At 73.3% G+C, this 17,714-nt stretch carries 12 protein-coding genes; 5 read left to right on the top strand and 7 right to left on the bottom strand.

Annotated features, from left to right (window positions below):
- Positions 1–153: 153 nt before the first annotated feature.
- The gene (locus tag ACZ56L_RS31215; protein WP_471067862.1) at positions 154–1,242 is read right to left on the bottom strand and encodes an NAD(P)-binding domain-containing protein; all 1,089 of its coding nucleotides are present in this window, start codon (positions 1,240–1,242) and stop codon (positions 154–156) included.
- A 119-nt stretch (positions 1,243–1,361) separates the two neighbouring features.
- Here ACZ56L_RS31215 and ACZ56L_RS31210 point away from each other — a divergent pair, with 119 nt between their 5' ends.
- The gene (locus ACZ56L_RS31210) at positions 1,362–1,784 is read left to right on the top strand and encodes a YjbQ family protein (protein ID WP_345225424.1); all 423 of its coding nucleotides are present in this window, start codon (positions 1,362–1,364) and stop codon (positions 1,782–1,784) included.
- Positions 1,785–1,912: 128 nt separating this feature from the next.
- On the opposite strand, the gene ACZ56L_RS31205 is transcribed toward ACZ56L_RS31210, so the two are convergent.
- Positions 1,913–2,872 carry a hypothetical protein gene (locus ACZ56L_RS31205; RefSeq protein ID WP_471067858.1) on the bottom strand — a complete coding sequence of 320 codons (960 nt, stop codon included), beginning with the start codon at positions 2,870–2,872 and terminating at the stop codon, positions 1,913–1,915.
- Positions 2,873–3,158: 286 nt separating this feature from the next.
- Between ACZ56L_RS31205 and ACZ56L_RS31200 the strand changes: the two genes are divergently transcribed.
- The gene (locus tag ACZ56L_RS31200; RefSeq protein WP_471067855.1) at positions 3,159–4,523 is read left to right on the top strand and encodes an FAD-dependent oxidoreductase; all 1,365 of its coding nucleotides are present in this window, start codon (positions 3,159–3,161) and stop codon (positions 4,521–4,523) included.
- A gap of 322 nt (positions 4,524–4,845) precedes the next feature.
- On the opposite strand, the gene ACZ56L_RS31195 is transcribed toward ACZ56L_RS31200, so the two are convergent.
- The 4 genes from ACZ56L_RS31195 to ACZ56L_RS31180 all read right to left on the bottom strand — a co-directional run bounded on the left by ACZ56L_RS31195 (position 4,846) and on the right by ACZ56L_RS31180 (position 11,287).
- A complete protein-coding gene (locus tag ACZ56L_RS31195) occupies positions 4,846–5,901 on the bottom strand; it encodes a YncE family protein (RefSeq protein ID WP_345225448.1) in 1,056 nt (351 codons plus the stop codon).
- A gap of 239 nt (positions 5,902–6,140) precedes the next feature.
- Positions 6,141–9,653 (bottom strand): M28 family peptidase, encoded by a 3,513-nt coding sequence (locus ACZ56L_RS31190; RefSeq protein WP_471067851.1) that lies wholly within the window; start codon positions 9,651–9,653, stop codon positions 6,141–6,143.
- 316 nt (positions 9,654–9,969) lie between these two features.
- Entirely contained in the window at positions 9,970–10,785 is an 816-nt protein-coding gene (locus tag ACZ56L_RS31185) for an HAD family hydrolase (protein ID WP_468688986.1), read from the bottom strand.
- A gap of 22 nt (positions 10,786–10,807) precedes the next feature.
- The gene (locus ACZ56L_RS31180) at positions 10,808–11,287 is read right to left on the bottom strand and encodes an Lrp/AsnC family transcriptional regulator (RefSeq protein ID WP_345225452.1); all 480 of its coding nucleotides are present in this window, start codon (positions 11,285–11,287) and stop codon (positions 10,808–10,810) included.
- A gap of 249 nt (positions 11,288–11,536) precedes the next feature.
- Here ACZ56L_RS31180 and ACZ56L_RS31175 point away from each other — a divergent pair, with 249 nt between their 5' ends.
- The 3 genes from ACZ56L_RS31175 (at position 11,537) to ACZ56L_RS31165 (ending at position 16,628) form a co-directional block, all read left to right on the top strand.
- Positions 11,537–13,084, top strand: a complete 1,548-nt coding sequence (locus tag ACZ56L_RS31175) for an FUSC family protein (RefSeq protein ID WP_471067848.1) — start codon at positions 11,537–11,539, stop codon at positions 13,082–13,084.
- A gap of 217 nt (positions 13,085–13,301) precedes the next feature.
- Positions 13,302–15,452 (top strand): nitric oxide synthase oxygenase, encoded by a 2,151-nt coding sequence (locus ACZ56L_RS31170; RefSeq protein ID WP_471067845.1) that lies wholly within the window; start codon positions 13,302–13,304, stop codon positions 15,450–15,452.
- A gap of 111 nt (positions 15,453–15,563) precedes the next feature.
- Positions 15,564–16,628: a lactonase family protein gene (locus ACZ56L_RS31165; protein WP_471067842.1), complete on the top strand. Its 1,065-nt coding sequence runs from the start codon at positions 15,564–15,566 to the stop codon at positions 16,626–16,628.
- A 144-nt stretch (positions 16,629–16,772) separates the two neighbouring features.
- On the opposite strand, the gene ACZ56L_RS31160 is transcribed toward ACZ56L_RS31165, so the two are convergent.
- Positions 16,773–17,702, bottom strand: coding sequence for a sirohydrochlorin chelatase (locus tag ACZ56L_RS31160; protein ID WP_345225458.1), 930 nt, complete (start codon positions 17,700–17,702; stop codon positions 16,773–16,775).
- Between the last annotated feature and the right edge of the window lie 12 nt (positions 17,703–17,714).

Genomic DNA, 17,714 nt, shown 5'->3' with positions numbered 1-17,714 from the left:
CGGCGGCCGAAGGGGACGCGGGCTCGTTCCAGAAGCCCTCGGCGGGTGCCGCTACCGGCCGGAAGCCCCCGGCGGGTGCCGCTGCCGGACCCCGGCCCGCCCCCCGGCGAGGCCGATTCAGACTGCCTCACCCCCCCCGCCCGGCCCCCACCGCTACACCCCGGCCCGCACCCCCGCCCCCCGTACCACCCGCAGCGCGTTGCGCACCGCGACCCGGCCCGCCCGGTTCGCTCCGACGGTGCTGGCCGACGGGCCGTACCCGACGAGCTGGATCCGGGCGTCGCGCACCACGCGCGTCCCCTCCACCCGGATCCCGCCCCCGGGCTCCCGCAGCCGCAGCGGCGCCAGATGGTCGACGGCCGCCCGGAAGCCGGTCGCCCACAGGATGACGTCCGCGCCGACGGTGCGCCCGTCGTCCCAGGCGACGCCGGCCTCCGTGATCCGGTCGAACATCGGCAGCCGGTCCAGCACCCCGCTCGCCCGCGCCGCACGTATCGCGTCGTTCACCGGAAGGTCCGTCACCGACACCACGCTCTCCGGAGGCAGTCCCCGCCGCACCCGCTCCGCCACCCGCGCGACCGCGGCCCGCCCCCACTCCTCGGTGAACTCGCCGTCACGGAAGACCGGCGGCCGTCGCGTCACCCAGGTGGTCGCGGCGGCGTACGGAGCGATCTCCATCAGGTGCTGCGTGCCCGACGCGCCCCCGCCCACCACCACGACCCGCTGCCCCGCGAACTCCTCGGGTCCCGGGTAGTTCGCGGTGTGCAGCTGACGCCCCCGGAACAGCTCCTGGCCCGGGTAACGCGGCCAGAACGGCCGGTCCCAGGTGCCGGTTCCGCTGATCAGCGCCCGCGTCCGCCACACCCCCTGCGAGGTCTCCACCCGGAGCCGCCCGTCCTCGCCCTCCCGCACGGCCTCCACGTGCACCGGCCGGCGCACCCGCAGGCCGAAGGTCTCCTCGTAGGCGGCGAAGTACTCCGCGATCACCTCCGACGAGGGCCGCGCCGGATCGGCGTCCGTCAGCTCCATGCCCGGCAGCGCGTGCATGCCGTGCACCTTGGCGTACGTCAGGGACGGCCACCGGAACTGCCAGGCGCCACCGGGCCCCGGGGCGTGGTCCAGGACCACGAAGTCCCGGTCCGGCACCAGCCCGGACCTGCGCAGGTGATATGCGGCCGAAAGCCCGGCCTGCCCGGCCCCGATGACGACGACGTCCACGTCCCGCACCCCGAAGTTGTTCATGTTTCTACCAACAGGTCGCAGGTCACGGATCTTCCCGCCGCCCGGCGGTTTTCCGGCGCGCTCGACGTCCGGCGACCGCCCCCAGAACCCCACGGGCGGACATGCGCGAACATGGCAGCATGGCCGACACCTTCAGCACCCGCGTCCTGCACCTCACCACGGGCTCGACGGAGACCGTCACCGATCTGACCGAGGCCTGCGCCGACTTCCTCGCCGACGCCGCGTCCGGCCGCGACGGCCTCCTCAACGTCTTCGTCCCGCACGCCACCGCCGGAATCGCCGTGCTCGAAACGGGCGCGGGCAGCGACGACGACCTGCTCGCCGCCCTGCGCACGCTCCTGCCCGCCGACGACCGCTGGCAGCACGCCCACGGCACCCCCGGCCACGGCCGCGACCACGTCCTCCCGGCCCTCGTCCCCCCGCACGCGACCCTCCCGGTCATCGCGGGCCGCCTGGAACTGGGCACCTGGCAGTCCGTCTGCCTGGTCGACACCAACGTCGACAACCCGGACCGCAAGGTCCGCCTCAGCTTCCTGGGCTGACCGCGATCGTCCTGGCCGTGGCCGCCGCAGAACCGGTCGTCGACATGCTGCTGATCGTTCCGGACCCCGGGCGCGAAACGAGCGGATGTCGCGATTCCGGGACCGACCGCGCGGCCACGCGGGCGATCTCAGTGCCGGTCCGCCGTGCCGTGCGCGTCGTCGTGGCCCGCTTCCGGGGCAACCGGGTCGCCGGGCCGTGCGGCCGGGCCCGCCTCGACCGTGAAGGCCGCCGTGCGGACCGTGCCCCCGTGCTGGAAGTCCAGGAAGAGGCGGTACGTTCCCGGGCTCGGGGCCGTCACGCTGAACGCGACCTCCGGGCCCGGGCGGGTGGCGCCGTCGCCGGGGGCGCCGTGCGGGTGGACGTGGAGGTGGGCGATGTCGCCCGAGCGCAGGGCGACGAGGTGACCGTAGGCGCCCAGGTACGGCTGGAAGTCGGTGACGGGTTCGCCGTTCCGGGAGACCTTGAGGGTGAGGGTGCTGCTCTTGGCGGGCTTGAGGGCGCCGGCCAGGGTCACCTCGTAACCGTCGACCTCCGCCGTACGGGAGGGGGCGGGCAGGGGGTTGGGCGCGTAGGTGCCGGAGACGGCCAGGTCCGCGCCCAGGGTGAGGGCCTCCGCCCCCTTCTTCGCGGGCTTGAAGTCGGCGAAGGCGCGGTAGCCGCCCGCTGCCGGGAGGTCGGCGGTGGTCGACCAGGTGCCGTCGGCGGCGCGGGTCGGGTGCAGATGGCGGAAGACCGTCAGGTCGCGTGAGGCGACGATGAAGTGCAGCTCCTTCTCGTGCTCCCGGGTGTACGCGGTGACCTTGCGGCCCCGCGCGTCCCTGATGGAGAAGCGGAGCGGAGTGCGCTCGCCGGGGGAGACCCGGGGGGTGTCCAGGACGAGGGTGTACCCGGCCGCCGAGACCTGGAGGCCGCCCGCGGAGGAGGCCGCCTTCCGGTCGCCGGGGCCCGGTTCCGTGTGCGGTCCGGCGGCATGGGCGGGCCGGGTGTCCTCGCCGAGCGGGCCGACGCCCTTGCCGACTCCGTAGGCCGCGCCGAAGGTCGCGGCGACGGCCGTGCCGAAGGCGGCGATCCTCAGTCCTGTGTTCATGGCGGTCTCCTCGACGTCAGGGGGGTGGAGTGCGGTGCGGTGCGGTGCGGTCGGCCGGTCCGTGGTGCTGCCGCAGCACTCACCATACCCCTGGGGGGTATACAGTCAAGAGGTGTCGGGAGGGCGGGGGAGGGGGTCAGGGCTTCTTTGAGGTGCCATAAGTCGGCCTTATGAGGTCATAGATCCGACCCGGCTACTGACTTAGGTTTGCCTTAGTTTAGGCTTCGGGGTGATCCAGCTCGCCGCAGCTTGATTCCGCCTGCCGTTCCTCGAAGGGAAACTGATCATGCCTCGCCCCCTGCGGGTAGCAATTGTCGGAGCCGGCCCCGCCGGGATCTACGCTGCCGACGCGCTGCTGAAATCCGCCGTGGCGGTCGAACCCGGCGTGTCCATCGACCTCTTCGAGCGGATGCCGGCCCCCTTCGGCCTGATCCGGTACGGCGTCGCCCCCGACCACCCGCGCATCAAGGGCATCATCACCGCCCTGCACCAGGTGCTCGACAAGCCGCAGGTGCGGCTGTTCGGGAATGTCGACTATCCGAGCGACATCAGCCTCGACGACCTGCGGTCCTTCTACGACGCGGTGATCTTCTCCACCGGCGCGACGGCCGACCGGGCCCTCGACATCAAGGGCGTCGACCTCGACGGGTCCTACGGCGCCGCCGACTTCGTCTCCTGGTACGACGGCCACCCGGACGTCCCCCGCACCTGGCCGCTGGAGGCCGAGAAGGTCGCCGTCCTGGGCGTCGGCAACGTGGCGCTCGACGTCGCGCGCATCCTCGCCAAGACCGCCGAGGAACTGCTGCCGACCGAGATCCCGCCGAACGTCCACGAGGGGCTCAAGGCCAACAAGGCGCTCGAGGTCCACGTGTTCGGCCGCCGTGGCCCCGCGCAGGCCAAGTTCAGCCCCATGGAGCTGCGCGAGCTCGACCACTCGCCGAACATCGAGGTCATCGTCGACCCCGAGGACATCGACTACGACGAGGGCTCCATCGCCACCCGGCGCGGCAACAAGCAGGCCGACATGGTCGCCAAGACCCTGGAGAACTGGGCGATCCGCGACATCGGCGACCGCCCGCACAAGCTGTTCCTGCACTTCTTCGAGAACCCGGCCGAGGTCCTCGGCGAGGACGGCAAGGTCGTGGGCCTGCGCACCGAGCGCACGGCGCTGGACGGCACGGGCAACGTGAAGGGCACCGGCGAGTTCAAGGACTGGGAATTCGGCGCCGTGTACCGCGCCGTCGGCTACCTGTCGGACGAGCTGCCGAAGCTGCCGTGGGACGTCGCGTCGGGCACCGTTCCGGACGAGGGCGGGCGCGTCATCGAGGAGTCCGGGCAGCACCTTCAGTCGACGTACGTCACCGGGTGGATCCGGCGCGGGCCGGTCGGCCTGATCGGGCACACCAAGGGCGACGCGAACGAGACGGTCGCGAACCTGCTGGAGGACTTCGCCGGCGGGCGGCTGCACGAGCCGGCCGCGCCGGAGCCGGCGGCCGTCGAGGCGTTCCTCGGCGAGCGGAACGTACGGTTCACGACGTGGGAGGGCTGGTACAAGCTCGACGCGGCCGAGAAGGCGCTGGGCGCGCCGGAGGGGCGTGAGCGGGTGAAGTACGTCGAGCGGGAGGACATGCTGAGGGAGAGCGGGGCCTAGGTTCCGGCTTGAGCTCGTGAGTTGAGGGGCCCGGTGCGGGGAGCGCGCCGGGCCCCTTCGCCGTGCCGCCGCGGGCCGACGCGCTGAGCCCTTTTGCGCCGCGCCGCAGGCCGATGGTCGGGTCCCTTTGCCGTGCCGTCCCGTGCCGGGGCCCTTCCCTGTCGCCCGGCCCGCCTCCGTCAGGCTTCCGCCCCTGGCCCTGGCCCGTCCCGGAGCGCGGACATGGCTGTGCCCGGGACCCGTCACCTCGGGTCCCGGGCACAGCCGGGGAATTCAGCGGAGCCGGTGGCCTGCGGGCCGGCCGGTCACCGGCTCCGCCGGCTCAGCGGGAGACGCGGATGCGGTGGGCCTGGTCCTGGCGCTCCGGGCCCACGGCGGACTTGTCCACGACGAACGCCGTGCCGCGCGTCGCCGTCACGTGGTTCGGGTTGGCGCCCGTCGCCAGGGTCTCCACGACCGCGCCCTTGCGGGGGTCGACGACCGTGACGTTGCCCGCGCCGCGGTTCGCGACCAGGACCTTGCCCGTGCGGGTGTCCGCCGCGACCGAGAGCGCGCCGGCGCCCGTCGGGACGGTCTTGGTGACCTTGCCCTCGCGCAGGTTCAGGACCGAGAGGGTGCCCGCGGCCTGGTCGGCGGTGTACGCGGTGCGGCCGTCGGCCGACAGGGCGACCGAGATCGGGCCGTCGCCGGTCGGGATCAGGCGCGGCTCCTTGGCGTAGGGGGAGACCTCGACGAGACGGTCGCCGCCCAGGTCGGCCGCGTACACCGTGCCCGTCCGCTTGTTCAGGGCGAGGCCCGTGGGCTGGGTGCCCGCCACCGTGACGCGCTTCTTCTCCTTGAACGTACGGGAGTCGAAGGCCACCAGCGTGCCGTCGCCGAACGCGCTCGCCCACACCGTGTTGCGGCGCTCGTCGACGACGACCTCCCGGGCGTGCGCCACGTTCGGCAGGCTCGCCAGGTGCTTGCCGTCGCGCTGGCTGTAGACGGAGACCGAGTTGTTGCGGGTGTTGGTCGTCCAGACGGTGTTGTGCTCGTCGTCGACCGCGACGCCGTAGACGGCCTCGACCGCGCCGGTCGCCGCGTCGGTGACCGGCGGGGTGTACGTCGCCTTCACCTTCAGCGAGTACGGATCGACCTTCATCAGCGAGGACTTGGTGACCGGCGGGCGGCCCACGGCGGCGGTCGCCCACAGCACGTGGTTCCGCTCCGAGTACGAGGACTGGTAGAGACCCGCGGTGAGCTGGGCGGAGGTCACCGTCGAACCGGCGGCCGGTTTGCCCTGCGCGGTGGCGGTGCCCGTCAGGGCGAGGGAGCTGCCCGCGGCGAGGGCGACGGCGGTGGCTGCGGTGCGACGGAAGCGGCGGGTGATGGTGGACATGCCGAGTCGATCTCCGATACGTCAAGTGCCTCCGGGTGGGAGGCGGACAGGAGTTAACTTAGCTTAGGCTTGCCTAAGTGGCGACGCCGGAAGATGTGGCTCCGGTCACATCCGCCTGCAACTCGCAGGCTCCACACGGCTCTTGGCTGGAAAACGACGTACGAAAAGCAGCTCTTCCCCCGACTCGGAGGCCAGGGGAAGAGCTGCCGCGACGAACCCGTGACGCGTGACGCGTGAGGTCAGCTCACCCGCACCGTCACGTCGTCCACCACGAAGGAGGTCTGGAGCGACTGGTCCTCCGTGCCGTCGAACTTCAGCGCGACCGTCTGCCCGGCGAACTGCGCCAGGTCATAGGTCTTCTCCACGTAGCCGGTGGTGGCGTCCACGTTGGAGAAGGACTGGAGCGTCTGGCTGCCGACCGCGACGGTGAACTTGTCGTACGCCACGTTCTCGTTCTCGTCCGTGTCGATGTGGAGGAAGAAGGAGAGCTTGTACGAGGCGCAGCCGGCCGGAATCGTCAGCGTTTGGGCCACGTTGTCGGTGCGCGGGGTGCCCCAGCCGTTCAGCCACGCCTTGTAGCTGCCGCCGTGCGGGGGCTGGCCCGCCTGGGTCGTGATGACACCGCTCGTGGCGGTCCAGCCGCTCTGGCCGCTCTCGAAGCCGCCATTGGCGACCAGTTGGCCCGGTGTGCAGCCGGTGCCGCCGCCCACGGTGAGCGTGTAGGTGGTGCTGCGGGCGGCCGTTCCCGTACCGGTGACGTTCAGCGTGTACGTACCGGGAGCCGCGCTCGTGCCCACCGCCACGGACAGCGTCGCGCTGCCGCCGGACTGCACGGAGGCGGGGCTCACGGTGGCGGTCACGCCCGCCGGCGCTCCGGAGACCGCGAGGGCGATCTGCTGCGGATCGCCGCTCACCGTCCGGGTGGTGACCGTCGCGGTGGTGCTGCCGCCCGGACTGGCGCTGCCCGCCGCCGGGTCGACGCCGACCGAGAAGTCCTGGGCTGGTGTGCCGGTGCCCACCGAGGTCTTCCAGATGCCGTGCGCGATGCCGTCGGCGCTGCGGTCCAGCGCCGTCGCGTTGATGTTGTTCACGGTGTCGCAGGCGCTGTGGTAGCAGGAGTCGTACGCGGCGTTCGCCGTGCCGCCCCACTTCTGTGCCTGCGCGGCGGTCTTGCGGGCGCTCGCCCCGGCCGCGTACCCCGAGGTCGGGACGCCGACGGCCTGGAAGGAGGCGTCGTCACTGCGGCCCTGGCCCTCGACGTTCTCCTCGGGGGCGAGGTTGAGGGAGGCCCAGTAGGCCTTCAGGGGGGCGGAGAGGGCCGAGTTGACGTTGTTGACGAAGTAGCCCGCGTTGGTCGAGCCGACCATGTCGAAGTTGTAGTAGCCCTTGATCGCCGAGCGCTGCGCCGCCGTCAGGCGGGCCACGTAGAACTCGGAGCCGTTGAGGCCCTGCTCCTCGTCCGTCCACCAGGCGAAGCGCACGTGCTTGGTCATCGTCGGGTTCTTCTGCGCGAGGACGAGCGCGTTCTCCAGCAGGGCCGCCGAGCCCGAGGCGTTGTCGTTGATGCCCGGACCCGCCGAGACGCCGTCCAAGTGCGCGCCCAGCATGATCGTCTGGTCCGCCGGTCCGCCCGGCCAGTCGGCGATCAGGTTGTTCGAGGGGTACGTGCAGGTGGTGCAGGTCTGCTCGGACACCTGGTAGCCGGCGGCCGTCAGCTTGCCCTTCACGTAGGCCAGGGACTGGGTGTAACCGGCGCTGCCCGCACGGCGGTTGCCGCCGTTCTGCGAGGCGATCGTGCCGAACTGGGCGAGGTGCGCCCGGACCTTGGCGACGTCGATGTCCGGCGGGTCGTTGGACGGCACGGTGCCGCCGACGTTCAGCACGTAGTCGACCGTGTGGGAGAGCGTGGCGCCCTGGCCCTTGACGCTGATCGTGGTCGCGCCCGGAGCGGCGTTCGCCGACGCGGTCAGCGTCAGCACGGAGGACTGGCCGGACTGCACGGTCGCCGGGCTGAAGGACGCGGTGACCCCGGCGGGCAGGCCGCTCGCGGTCAGCGCCACCGACTGGGCGTTGCCGGTCGTGGTGTTGGTGGTGACCGTGGTGGTGACCGAAGCACCCTGCTGGACGGTGCCCGAGGCCGGATTCAGGGCCATCGAGAAGTCGTTGTTCTGGCCGCTGGGCGTACAGGTCGGATCACCGGCCTGGGCGGGCACGCTGATCGCGTCCCAGGCCGCTTTGGTCTTGTTGAACAGGTTGCAGGTGGCCAGGTCCAGGTTCTTCGCCGAGGTCAGCGTCGCCGTGCGGTACTTCTTGTACGACATGCTGCTGGTCTTGAGCAGCATCCCCCCGTAGAAGATCTTGCCGGCGTTCTGGATGCCGACGCCGGTCAGCGTCGACTGGTTGCAGGTGCTGGAGTTCGGCTTGCCGCCGCCGGGGCTGGTGCCCTCGGCGAGCAGGTAGAACCAGTGGTTCATCGGACCCGCGGCGGCGTGCGTCTCGGTGCCGGGGATCGAGGAGCTGTAGCAGGCGGGGTCGTTGTTGACGGCCGGCGGGTTGTACATGTTGCGGATCGGGCCGCGCCCCTGGAGGTTGATCATCTCGCCGACGGTGTAGTCGGGGACGTCGTACGGAGCCGGCTGGTTCATGTACGCCTCGGTCAGCGCCCCGAAGATGTCACCGGTCGCCTCGCCGAGCCCGGACTCCTGGCCGCTGGTGCCGCCCGGGGTGGTGGAGTCGATCGCGTGCCCGTACTCGTGGGCGACGACGTCGGTGCCCGCTATCCACTCGCCCGCGCTGTTGCGGCCGATGGTGACGGAGCTGCCGTCCCAGTAGGCGTTGAGTTCGTTCAGCCCCACCTTGGCGGGGAAGGAGCGGCCCTGTCCGTTGACGCCGTTGCGGCCGAGCCACTGGGAGAGCATGTCCCACTGCTTCTGCGCGCCGAACATCAGGTCGGTGCAGCCGGTCTCCTTGGACGTGGGGTTGCCGGTGCCCCAACTGTCCGTCGTCTTCGAGAAGACCTGGCCGCCGTTGTAGTCGGCGCAACTGAGCCCGGGACGGTTCGGGTCGCGCAGGCTGTAGGTGCCGTTGGAGGCGGTGGTGTCGATCTGGAGCGGGTTCGGTCCGTTCCACTTGCTGTTCCCGGTGCCCGCGACGACCTCGTCGTACTGGTCGACGATCTTCCCCGTCCGCGCGTCCACGAAGACGTGCAGCTTGCTCGGCGCCTTCGCCTGACGGCCGGTCAGGGTGGTTTCCCAGGCCAGGACCTGCCTGCCGTCCTTCAGCCTGACGACGAGGCGGCTGCCGCTCACCCGGTCGGTCTTCGCCAACTGGGTGCGCGCCACCGACTCGGCGCGCCGCGCGGAGACCGACGGCTGGACCGACACGTCGATGCGGGTCTGCGAGGCCGACTGGAGGGAGCGTACGTTCCCCTCGCCGTCGGCGAGCACGACCGCGTCGCCGCCGACCACCGGAAGCCCCCGGTATCTTCGCTCGTACGCCACCGAGTACAGGCCTTTCACCCAGGGCGTGACCTGCTGTCTCTCATACGTCTCGGATGCCGCGTTGACAGCGGCGTCGAAGCCGCTGCGCACGGCGGCGTCGGCCGCGGCGATCGCGCGGGCCGCGGGGGTGGCGCCTGACTGGGGTGCGGGCGGGGGCTTCGCCGCAGCCGCCGCGGGGCTCGCGAGGGTGCTCACGAGCCCCGTGGTCAGCGCGAGCGCCGCCACTGTCGCCGTCCATCTGGTGGGTCGCAACGTCCACTCCGTTCATGGGTGGGGGTGGGAGAGCTGTGCGTTGCCGTACGCGCGGGTGACGGGGTGCCGTGCCCGCGGTCGGGTGCGCGGCATGACCCGTACGTCACACGCGCTTCACATGTACGTCGCGAGTATGGGCGTGGACATGACGACCTGGATCATCCCGGAAGGGCATACGCCACGTGTTATGGGCCCGGCGCGGTCCTGGCGGCCGGCCCCCGTGAGGACGCGCGCCGGGGGGCGGGCTCGCCGAGCCGGTGCGGAGGGGAAGTGGCGGACGCGGGCCCTGTCGGCCGACGGGAGGGCCCGCGTCCGTTCAGGACAGGCCCAGCCAGACCCAGGCGGCCTCGGCGGTGAAGTCGGCCTGACCACCGGTGAAGAGCAGGTCGGCGGTGTCGAAGGCGGGGTCGAGCGGGGCGGGTTCCGTAGTGCTCGGTTCACTCAGGGCACTAGAACCACTCGGGTCGCCCGGATCACCCAGGCCGCTCGGGTCACTGGAATCACTCGGATCGCCCCAGCCGCCCCAGTCACTCCGGCCACCGAGATACGGGATCGCCGCGCACCGCATCCCCGCCGCGAGCGCCGCAGTGACGCCCGGGGCGGCGTCCTCGAACACCGCGCAGTAGCCGGGCTCGGCGCGCAGCCGGGCCGCGGCCGCCAGGAAGACGTCCGGGGCGGGCTTGCCGTGCGGCACCTCGTCCGCCGACACGACCACCCCGCCCGCCGCCTCGCCCAGGTACGCGTCGAGACCGGTGCCCTCCAGCACCGCCATGATCGCCTCGCGCGAGGAACCCGACGCCACCGCCGTCGGCACGCCCCGCGCGTGCAGCCGCTCCACCAGCTTGCGCATCTCCGGGAAGACCTCGGTGGAGGCGCGGGCGAGCTCCAGGTACAGCCCGTTGTACTCGGCCAGCAGCGCGTCGAGGCCGACGTCGATCGCGTACCTCTCCCGCAGGGTCTCCAGCGTCTCGCGCGTCCCGATGCCGATGAACCGGGCGTTCTCCTCCCAGGTGAAGTCGGGCACGCCGTACCGCTCCAGGAGCCTGCGGCCCGTCTCGTAGTAGTTGGGCTCGCTGTCGACCAGGGTGCCGTCGAGATCGAAGAGGACCGAAAGGGGCCGCGGAGTGCTCATGGGTCAAGCATGACCCAGGCGATCACCGCCCCTTCGCGGCCCTCCCGATCGCCTCCACCAGCGGCAGCAGCCGGTGCGGCACCCGCTCCCGCAGCGCGACCTCCGTCCGCGTGCGCACCACGCCCGGCACCTGGATCAGCCGCTGGATCACGTCCTCCAGATGACCGGCGTCCCGGGCCACCACCCGCGTCATCAGGTCACCGCCGCCGGTGATCGAGAACGCCTCGACGATCTCCGGCACCCCGGCGAGCGCTTCCCCCACCTCGTCCAGATGCCCCTGCGTCACCTCGACGTGCACGAACGCCAGTACCGGATGCCCGAGCGCGGCGGGGGAGAGGGTGGGCCCGGAGCCGGTGATCACCCCCTCCCGCTCCAGCCGGTCCAGCCGCGCCTGGAGCGTGCCGCGCGCGATGCCCAGGAGCCGGGCGTACTCGCGCACGCTCGTACGCGGCTCCTCGATCAGCAGTCGCAGAATCCGGGTGTCCAGCTCATCGACGGACAAGTCGCACCACCATGGTCCGTTGGCCTCCTTGTGGCTCATCGTTCCGCTCGACGACTGGGCCAATGGCACAGCCCGTGCAGGACGAGTTGAGCCACTGTCCCACGTGATGCTTTCCTGTGCCTACTGATGGCGCCGCGCAGCGCCCGGCCCGGCGACGCCGCCGGACCGGACCAGCGGCGCCTTTTCCATGTCCGAAACGGTGAGGATTCCGTACACGACCGAGGGGGCGGGGCTGCCGCTGTGAAGAGGATGTTCCACGCACCGGACCCGGGGCTGCTGCGACTGCGGGTCTCCTCCCGCGCCGTCATCGGCATCGGCGGCGCGGTCGCCGTCGCCGAACTGTGCGGCATGTCCCTGACCGCGTCCATCGTCGGCGGCCTCGCGGCCCTGCTGGCGCTCTTCACCGTCCAGGACCCGACCGTGCCCCGCCAGGCACTCACCACGTTCCTGCTGCCGGTCGCCGGCTTCCCCGTCCTCGCCCTGGCCACCCTCCTGCACGACCACCCGCTGCCGCGCGACCTGGCCTTCCTCGCGGTGGTCCTGACGGGGGCGTACGCACGGCGGTGGGGGCCGCGCGGGCACGCGCTCGGCACGTTCGGCTTCATGATGTTCTTCGTCACGCAGTTCCTGCACGCGGTGCCCGGTCAGCTGCCCGAGCTGTACGGAGCGGTCGCGCTCGCGATCGCCGTGTCCGCCGTGGTCCGCTTCGGGCTCTGGCCCATCGAGCGCCGCACCCCGCCGCCGGCCGGACCCGCGCCGCTCACCGGGCTCGGGTTCGCCCGGCCGACCACGCGGCAGGCCTTCCAGGTCACCGCCGCCTGCGCGTTCGCACTCGCGATCGGGCAGGTGCTTTCGGAGGACCGCTGGTACTGGGCGGTCGGCGCGGCCTGGTGGATCTTCGTCAACACCGTCTCGCGCGGCGAGACCCTGGTGCGCGGCTTCCGCCGGGTGCTCGGCACGGTCGTCGGCATCGCGGCCGGCTTCCTCGTCGCGATCCCGCTCGACGGGGCCCCCGCCCCCACGGCGGCCCTCGTCGCGGTCTGCGTCTTCGGCATCTTCTACACGGCCGGCCCCAGCTACTCCTGGATGATGTTCTTCGTCACCGTCATGGCCGGACTGCTGTACGGGCTCCTGGGCGTCCTGCACCCCGGGCTGCTGGCCCTGCGGGTGCAGGAGACGGTGGTCGGCGCGCTCGGCGCGGCCCTGGCCGTCGCGGTCGTCCTCCCCGTGACCACGCACGCCTGCACCGACGCATGGATCCAGCGGGCCCTGCACTGCGTACGCGCGTGCACCAGTGAGGCCGCCCGCCGGCTGGCCGGTCACGCCGCCGCCGATCCGGCCCCGCACGCCGCCGAACTGGAACTGCTGCTCGGTCGGGTCCGGCTCTCGCTGGCCCCGCTCGTCCACCCCCTGAGCCCGCTGCGGGCCCGCAAGGCCAGGGCCCGTCAGGTGCTGGAACTCCTCGACGACTGCGCGCGCCTGGTCCGGGCGTTCGCCGCCGTGGCCGCCGACCCCGATGCCTCGCACGACGCACGGCTGACCGCCGCGTGCGAGCGGGTGGAGGCGGCGGTGGCGGCCCTGGTCGCCCCGGCACCGGTGCCCGAACCGGCGTCCGCGCCCGTGCCGTTGACGGCGCCGGCACCGGCCGTGGTGGCGGTCGTGCCGCTTGCGGTGCAGCGGCAGCACCACCCCGGAGCGGAGGCGGCGCTCTCGCACCTCGCCGAATTGGAAGGGGCGCTCGCCGCGCTCGCCGCGCCCCTGCGCACTTCTCCACGCTCACCCCTGGTGAACGCGTAATCGGATGATCCGCCCGCATCGGGGGTAAACCCGGCGGCATCATGCGGGAGGAACGGCCCGCGGAGGCGAACGTGTCGCTTTTGCCGGGCGTGAATCGTCGATGCCCGGGGATGCGAGCAGGATGCGCAATGATCTTCAGCGAGCCGAGGACCGGATATCCGGCAGAACACCGGCCCCCGAGAGGGCTGCCGGGGCAGCCCCCGGCGCTCTCACGGACGTGAGCTGCCCGGTCCCCGCTCCCGATCCGGGCTTCGCCTCCGGCCCGGGCGGCGCGGTCGGCGCGGGGCTCGGCCCCGGGCCACTGGACGGGGCGAACGCGGACTTCGCCGACGGCTCGGTGAACGGGGCGCAGCCGGGCCCCACCCCGCCGGGGCCTGCTTCCGGTGCCGCTCACGACTCGGGAGCGCCGGGCCTGCCGACGGGCCGCACGACCCGCCCTTCTGCGTCGGCCGCGGCCGAAGGCGTCACCGCGAGCGGCGAACCCGAGTCCGGGTCCTGCTCTTCCTGGCCCGGCGACACCGGTGACGCCCGGCCGGAAGCCGCACGACCCGGGCCCGTCCCGCAGGGGATCACGCACCCGGAGCTCCCGGGTCCCGGCGGGGCCCAGCCTCCGGGCCCGTCGGGCGCAGAGACGCACCAGGCGCTGCCCGGGACGCCCCCAGCCGTGTTCCCCGCCCCCGGGGTGCCCCGCCAGGACCGCGGGCCGCGGCCCGCCTCCGCCGGGCCCTCCGCCGCCGCGCCGCACGGGCTCCCCGCCCAGGGCACCGCGAGCTGCCCCGCCACGCCGCAGGGCCTTCCGGGCCTCCCCGGTCGGCCTGTCCCGTCATGGGCCGGGCAGGGCCCCGTCACCCCGCTCCACGCGGCCAAGCTGCCCGGAACACCGGCATCCGGCCCGGCCGCGCCCGAGCGGTCCTCCCTCGCCCCGCACGCCGCCCCCGACCGGGCGAGTGCCCCGCACCCCGGCATCGACCCGCCGCGTGCCCCGCACCCCGCCCCCGACCGCCCGGGGTCGCCGTGGCCTCCGTCCCTTCCCGCCCCCTCCGGAACGGACGCCCCGGCCCACGATCCGGTCCCGCGTCTCCCGGTCGCCCCGGAGCGCCACGACCGGGACGAGGCCGTCTCCGGTGCCGCAGCGGCCGCCCGCACCGGCTCCGGCGGGGAGAGCGCCGCCCGGTGTCCCGTCGCGCACGGCGGGCCGCTGCCCGAGCCGCGTCGGGCGGCGGCCGGGCAGCCCGAGAACCGGGCGTACGCCCTCGGTCTCGACACCCTGCACCGCCTCGCCGACGACTTCGTCCGGCTGCACCACCGCGAGGTCCCCGCCCACGGCGACCCGGGGCCGCGCCTGGCCGCCGTGCACGCCGAGATCGACGCCACCGGGACGTACCGGCACACCCCCGGCGAACTCGCCTTCGGCGCGCGCGTCGCCTGGCGCAACAGCAACCGCTGCATCGGCCGCCTCTACTGGAACTCCCTGCGCGTGCGCGACCGCCGCCACGTCAGCGACGCCGACACCGTCGCCCAGGAGTGCGTCGAGCACCTCAAGGAGGCGGGCAACGGCGGCCGAATACGCCCCCTCATCACCGTGTTCGCCCCGGACACCCCCGCCCGGCCGGGGCCGAGGATCTGGAACGAACAGCTCATCCGGTACGCGGGCCACACCGGCGCCGACGGCGGGATCGTCGGCGACCCGCGCAACACCGGCCTCACCGGCCTCGCCGAGCGGCTGGGCTGGCGGGGCGACCCCGGCAGCCCCTTCGACGTACTGCCCCTGATCGTGCAGGGCAGCGACGACAAGCCGCAGTTGTACGAACTGCCCGACGAGGCCGTGCTCGAAGTGCCGCTCCAGCACCCCGAGGACACCTGGGCCCAGGACTGGGGCCTGCGCTGGCACGCCGTCCCCGCGATCTCGCACATGTGCCTGGAGATCGGCGGCATCTGCTACCCGTGCGCCCCCTTCAACGGGTGGTACATGGGCACCGAGATCGGCGCCCGCGACCTGGCCGACACCGACAGGTACAACCTGCTGCCGCGCCTCGCCGAGCACCTCGGTCTCGACGTCAGCAGCGACCGCTCGCTGTGGAAGGACCGGGCGCTGGTCGAGCTCAACCGGGCCGTCCTGCACTCCTTCGACCGCGCGGGCATCAGCATCACCGACCACCACACCGAGTCGGAGCGTTTCCTCACCCACCTCGACCGCGAGGAGAGCAAGGGCCGCCAGGTCGGGGCCGACTGGTCGTGGATCGTGCCGCCGATGTCGAGCGCGGCGACGGGCGTCTTCCACCGCACGTACGACAACACCGAGCTCACGCCGCTGTTCACGCACCACGACGACGCCCTGGCACGGGCGCGGGGCGAGGCGCTGCTCTAGCGCCCGTGCGAGCGGCCGAGCCGCTGGTCTAGACCCCCTGCTACCGTCGCCCCACGCACACGCATTCGTACACGCACACGTACACACCAACTCGTGGAAAGGGGCTGCACGGTGAGCAGCAGCAGCGCATCGGGGTCGCCGTCCCAGGAGGCACGCGCCTTCATCGGTTCGTTCACCTCGGCGGGCGGACGCGGCGTCCTGTCGGCGGCCGTCGACCCGGGGACGGGCGCGCTCACCGTGCTCGGCGCGAGCGACGCCGTCGCCGACCCCTCGTACCTGGCGCTCGCCCCCGGCGGACGGCTGCTGTACGCGGTCAGCGAGACCGAGCAGGGCGCGGTGGCCGCGTTCGACGTGAGCGACGCGTTGCCCCGCCCGGCGGGGGAGCCGGTGCCGGTCGGCGGCGGCTCGCCCACCCACCTGGCGCTGACCGCGGGTCACCTCGTCGCCGCCAACTACGGCTCCGGCAGCGTCTCCGTCCTGCCGCTGCGCGCCGACGGCACCCCCGGCCAGGCGTCCTGCGTGCTGCACCACCGGGGCAGCGGGCCCGACACCGGCCGGCAGGAGGGCCCGCACGCCCACCAGGTGCGCCCCGACCCCTCCGGCCGCTGGGTGCTCAGCGTGGACCTCGGCACCGACTCGGTGCGGGTCTGCGCGCCGGACCCCGACGCCGGCACCCTCACGGTGCACGCCGAGGTGGCGCTGCGCCCGGGCACCGGACCGCGCCACCTGGCCTTCCACCCCACGGGCGCGTACGCGTACGTCGTGAACGAGCTGGCCCCCACCGTCACCCTCTGCCGCTGGGAGGCCGCCACGGGCACCCTCACGCCGCTCTCGGAGGCATCCCTGCTGTCCGAGGAGCCCGCGGAGCGCAGCTACGCGTCCGAGGGGGTGGTCGCGCACGACGGCCGCTTCCTGTGGGTCGCCAACCGGGGCCACGACAGCATCTCCGTCCTGGAGCTGACCGCGGAGGGCGAGCGGGCCGTCCTGCGCACCACCGTGCCGTGCGGCGGCCACTGGCCGCGCGATCTGGCGCTGGACCCGACGGGCAGCCGCCTGTACGCGGCCAACGAGCGCTCCGGCGACGTCACCTGGTTCGACATCGATCCGGCGACGGGCGTTCCGCGCCGGGCGGGCTCGGTGGCGGCCCCGGCGGCGTCCTGCGTGGTCTTCGGCTGATTCGTCGTTCGTACGCCGCCCGGCTGCCCGGCCGTACGCGCGCGCAAGCTCGTGCACCGCACGGCCCGTCGGCCGTACGCGTGCGAAAGGCCCGCACCCCCGGCGGCGGGGGGCGGGCCTTTCGCACGCGTACGGGTACGTCCGTCAGTGGACCGGCGCCGCCTGCTGCGGCGTGATGCCCAGCACCGACGCGTACTGCGACAGCACCAGCTTGCCGATCGCCGGGTAGGCGCCGAGCGGCTCGGCGAACGCGCAGCCCGCCTCCTTCGCGGCGGTCTCCAGCAGGTCGCCGGCGACCTCCGGGCCGATCAGGTACGGGGCCAGCGCCAGGTTCCCGGAGCCCGAAGCGCGGAGCTGCTCGGCGACCGAGGCGATGGAGCCCTCCTGGTCGAGCGCGGCGGCCATCACCGGCACGGCCAGACGGGCGGCCAGCAGCATGCCGGTGATCCCGGCGGCCCGCACGGCCTCCTCGCCGCCCACGGTGGCCAGGACGATGCCGTCGGCCGCGGTGGTGACCGTGAACAGGCGGGCGCGGTCGGCGCGCGAGAGCCCGGCCTCGGACAGGCGGACGTGCAGCGCTTCGGCGAGCAGCGGGTGCGGGCCGAGGACGTCGGTCAGCTCGGCGGCCGCGTGGCTGTCCACGAGAGCCTGCCGTATCCGCCGCATCGTGGATGCCTCGGGCCCGGCCAGCAGCGGCACCACGACGGCGACGGGGCCCTCGGGGGCCGCCACCTCGCGGCCGGCGGCCAGGGCCAGCTCGTACCGGGCGGTGCGCTCGTTCGCGGTGTGCGCGAGCACGGCGTCCAGCGTCGGGTACTCGGGGTAGTCGCCCCGGTCGTCGCCGTCCAGGTAGCCGATGCGGGCGTCGAGGCCCGGCAGCTCGGAACGGGCGATGCTCAGAAGTTCTTCCGCCAGGCTGCGGGTGGCGGTGGTCGGCTCGCCGGGAACGGCGAGGAGAAGTGCGGGCGCGCCCTCGGGAGCCGCCACGGGCTCCGGGCGGCGGTGTCGCCCGGGCTGGCGGGGGCGCGGCATTCGTACAGGCAGGCCGGAAGCGGGCCCAGTGGGGGAGCTCATGGCGCCGCATGC

This window comes from Streptomyces sp. NPDC039736, assembly GCF_055596485.1.
The sequence above is the reverse complement of the archived record's forward strand: the minus strand, read 5'-3'. Positions and strand labels throughout refer to the sequence as shown.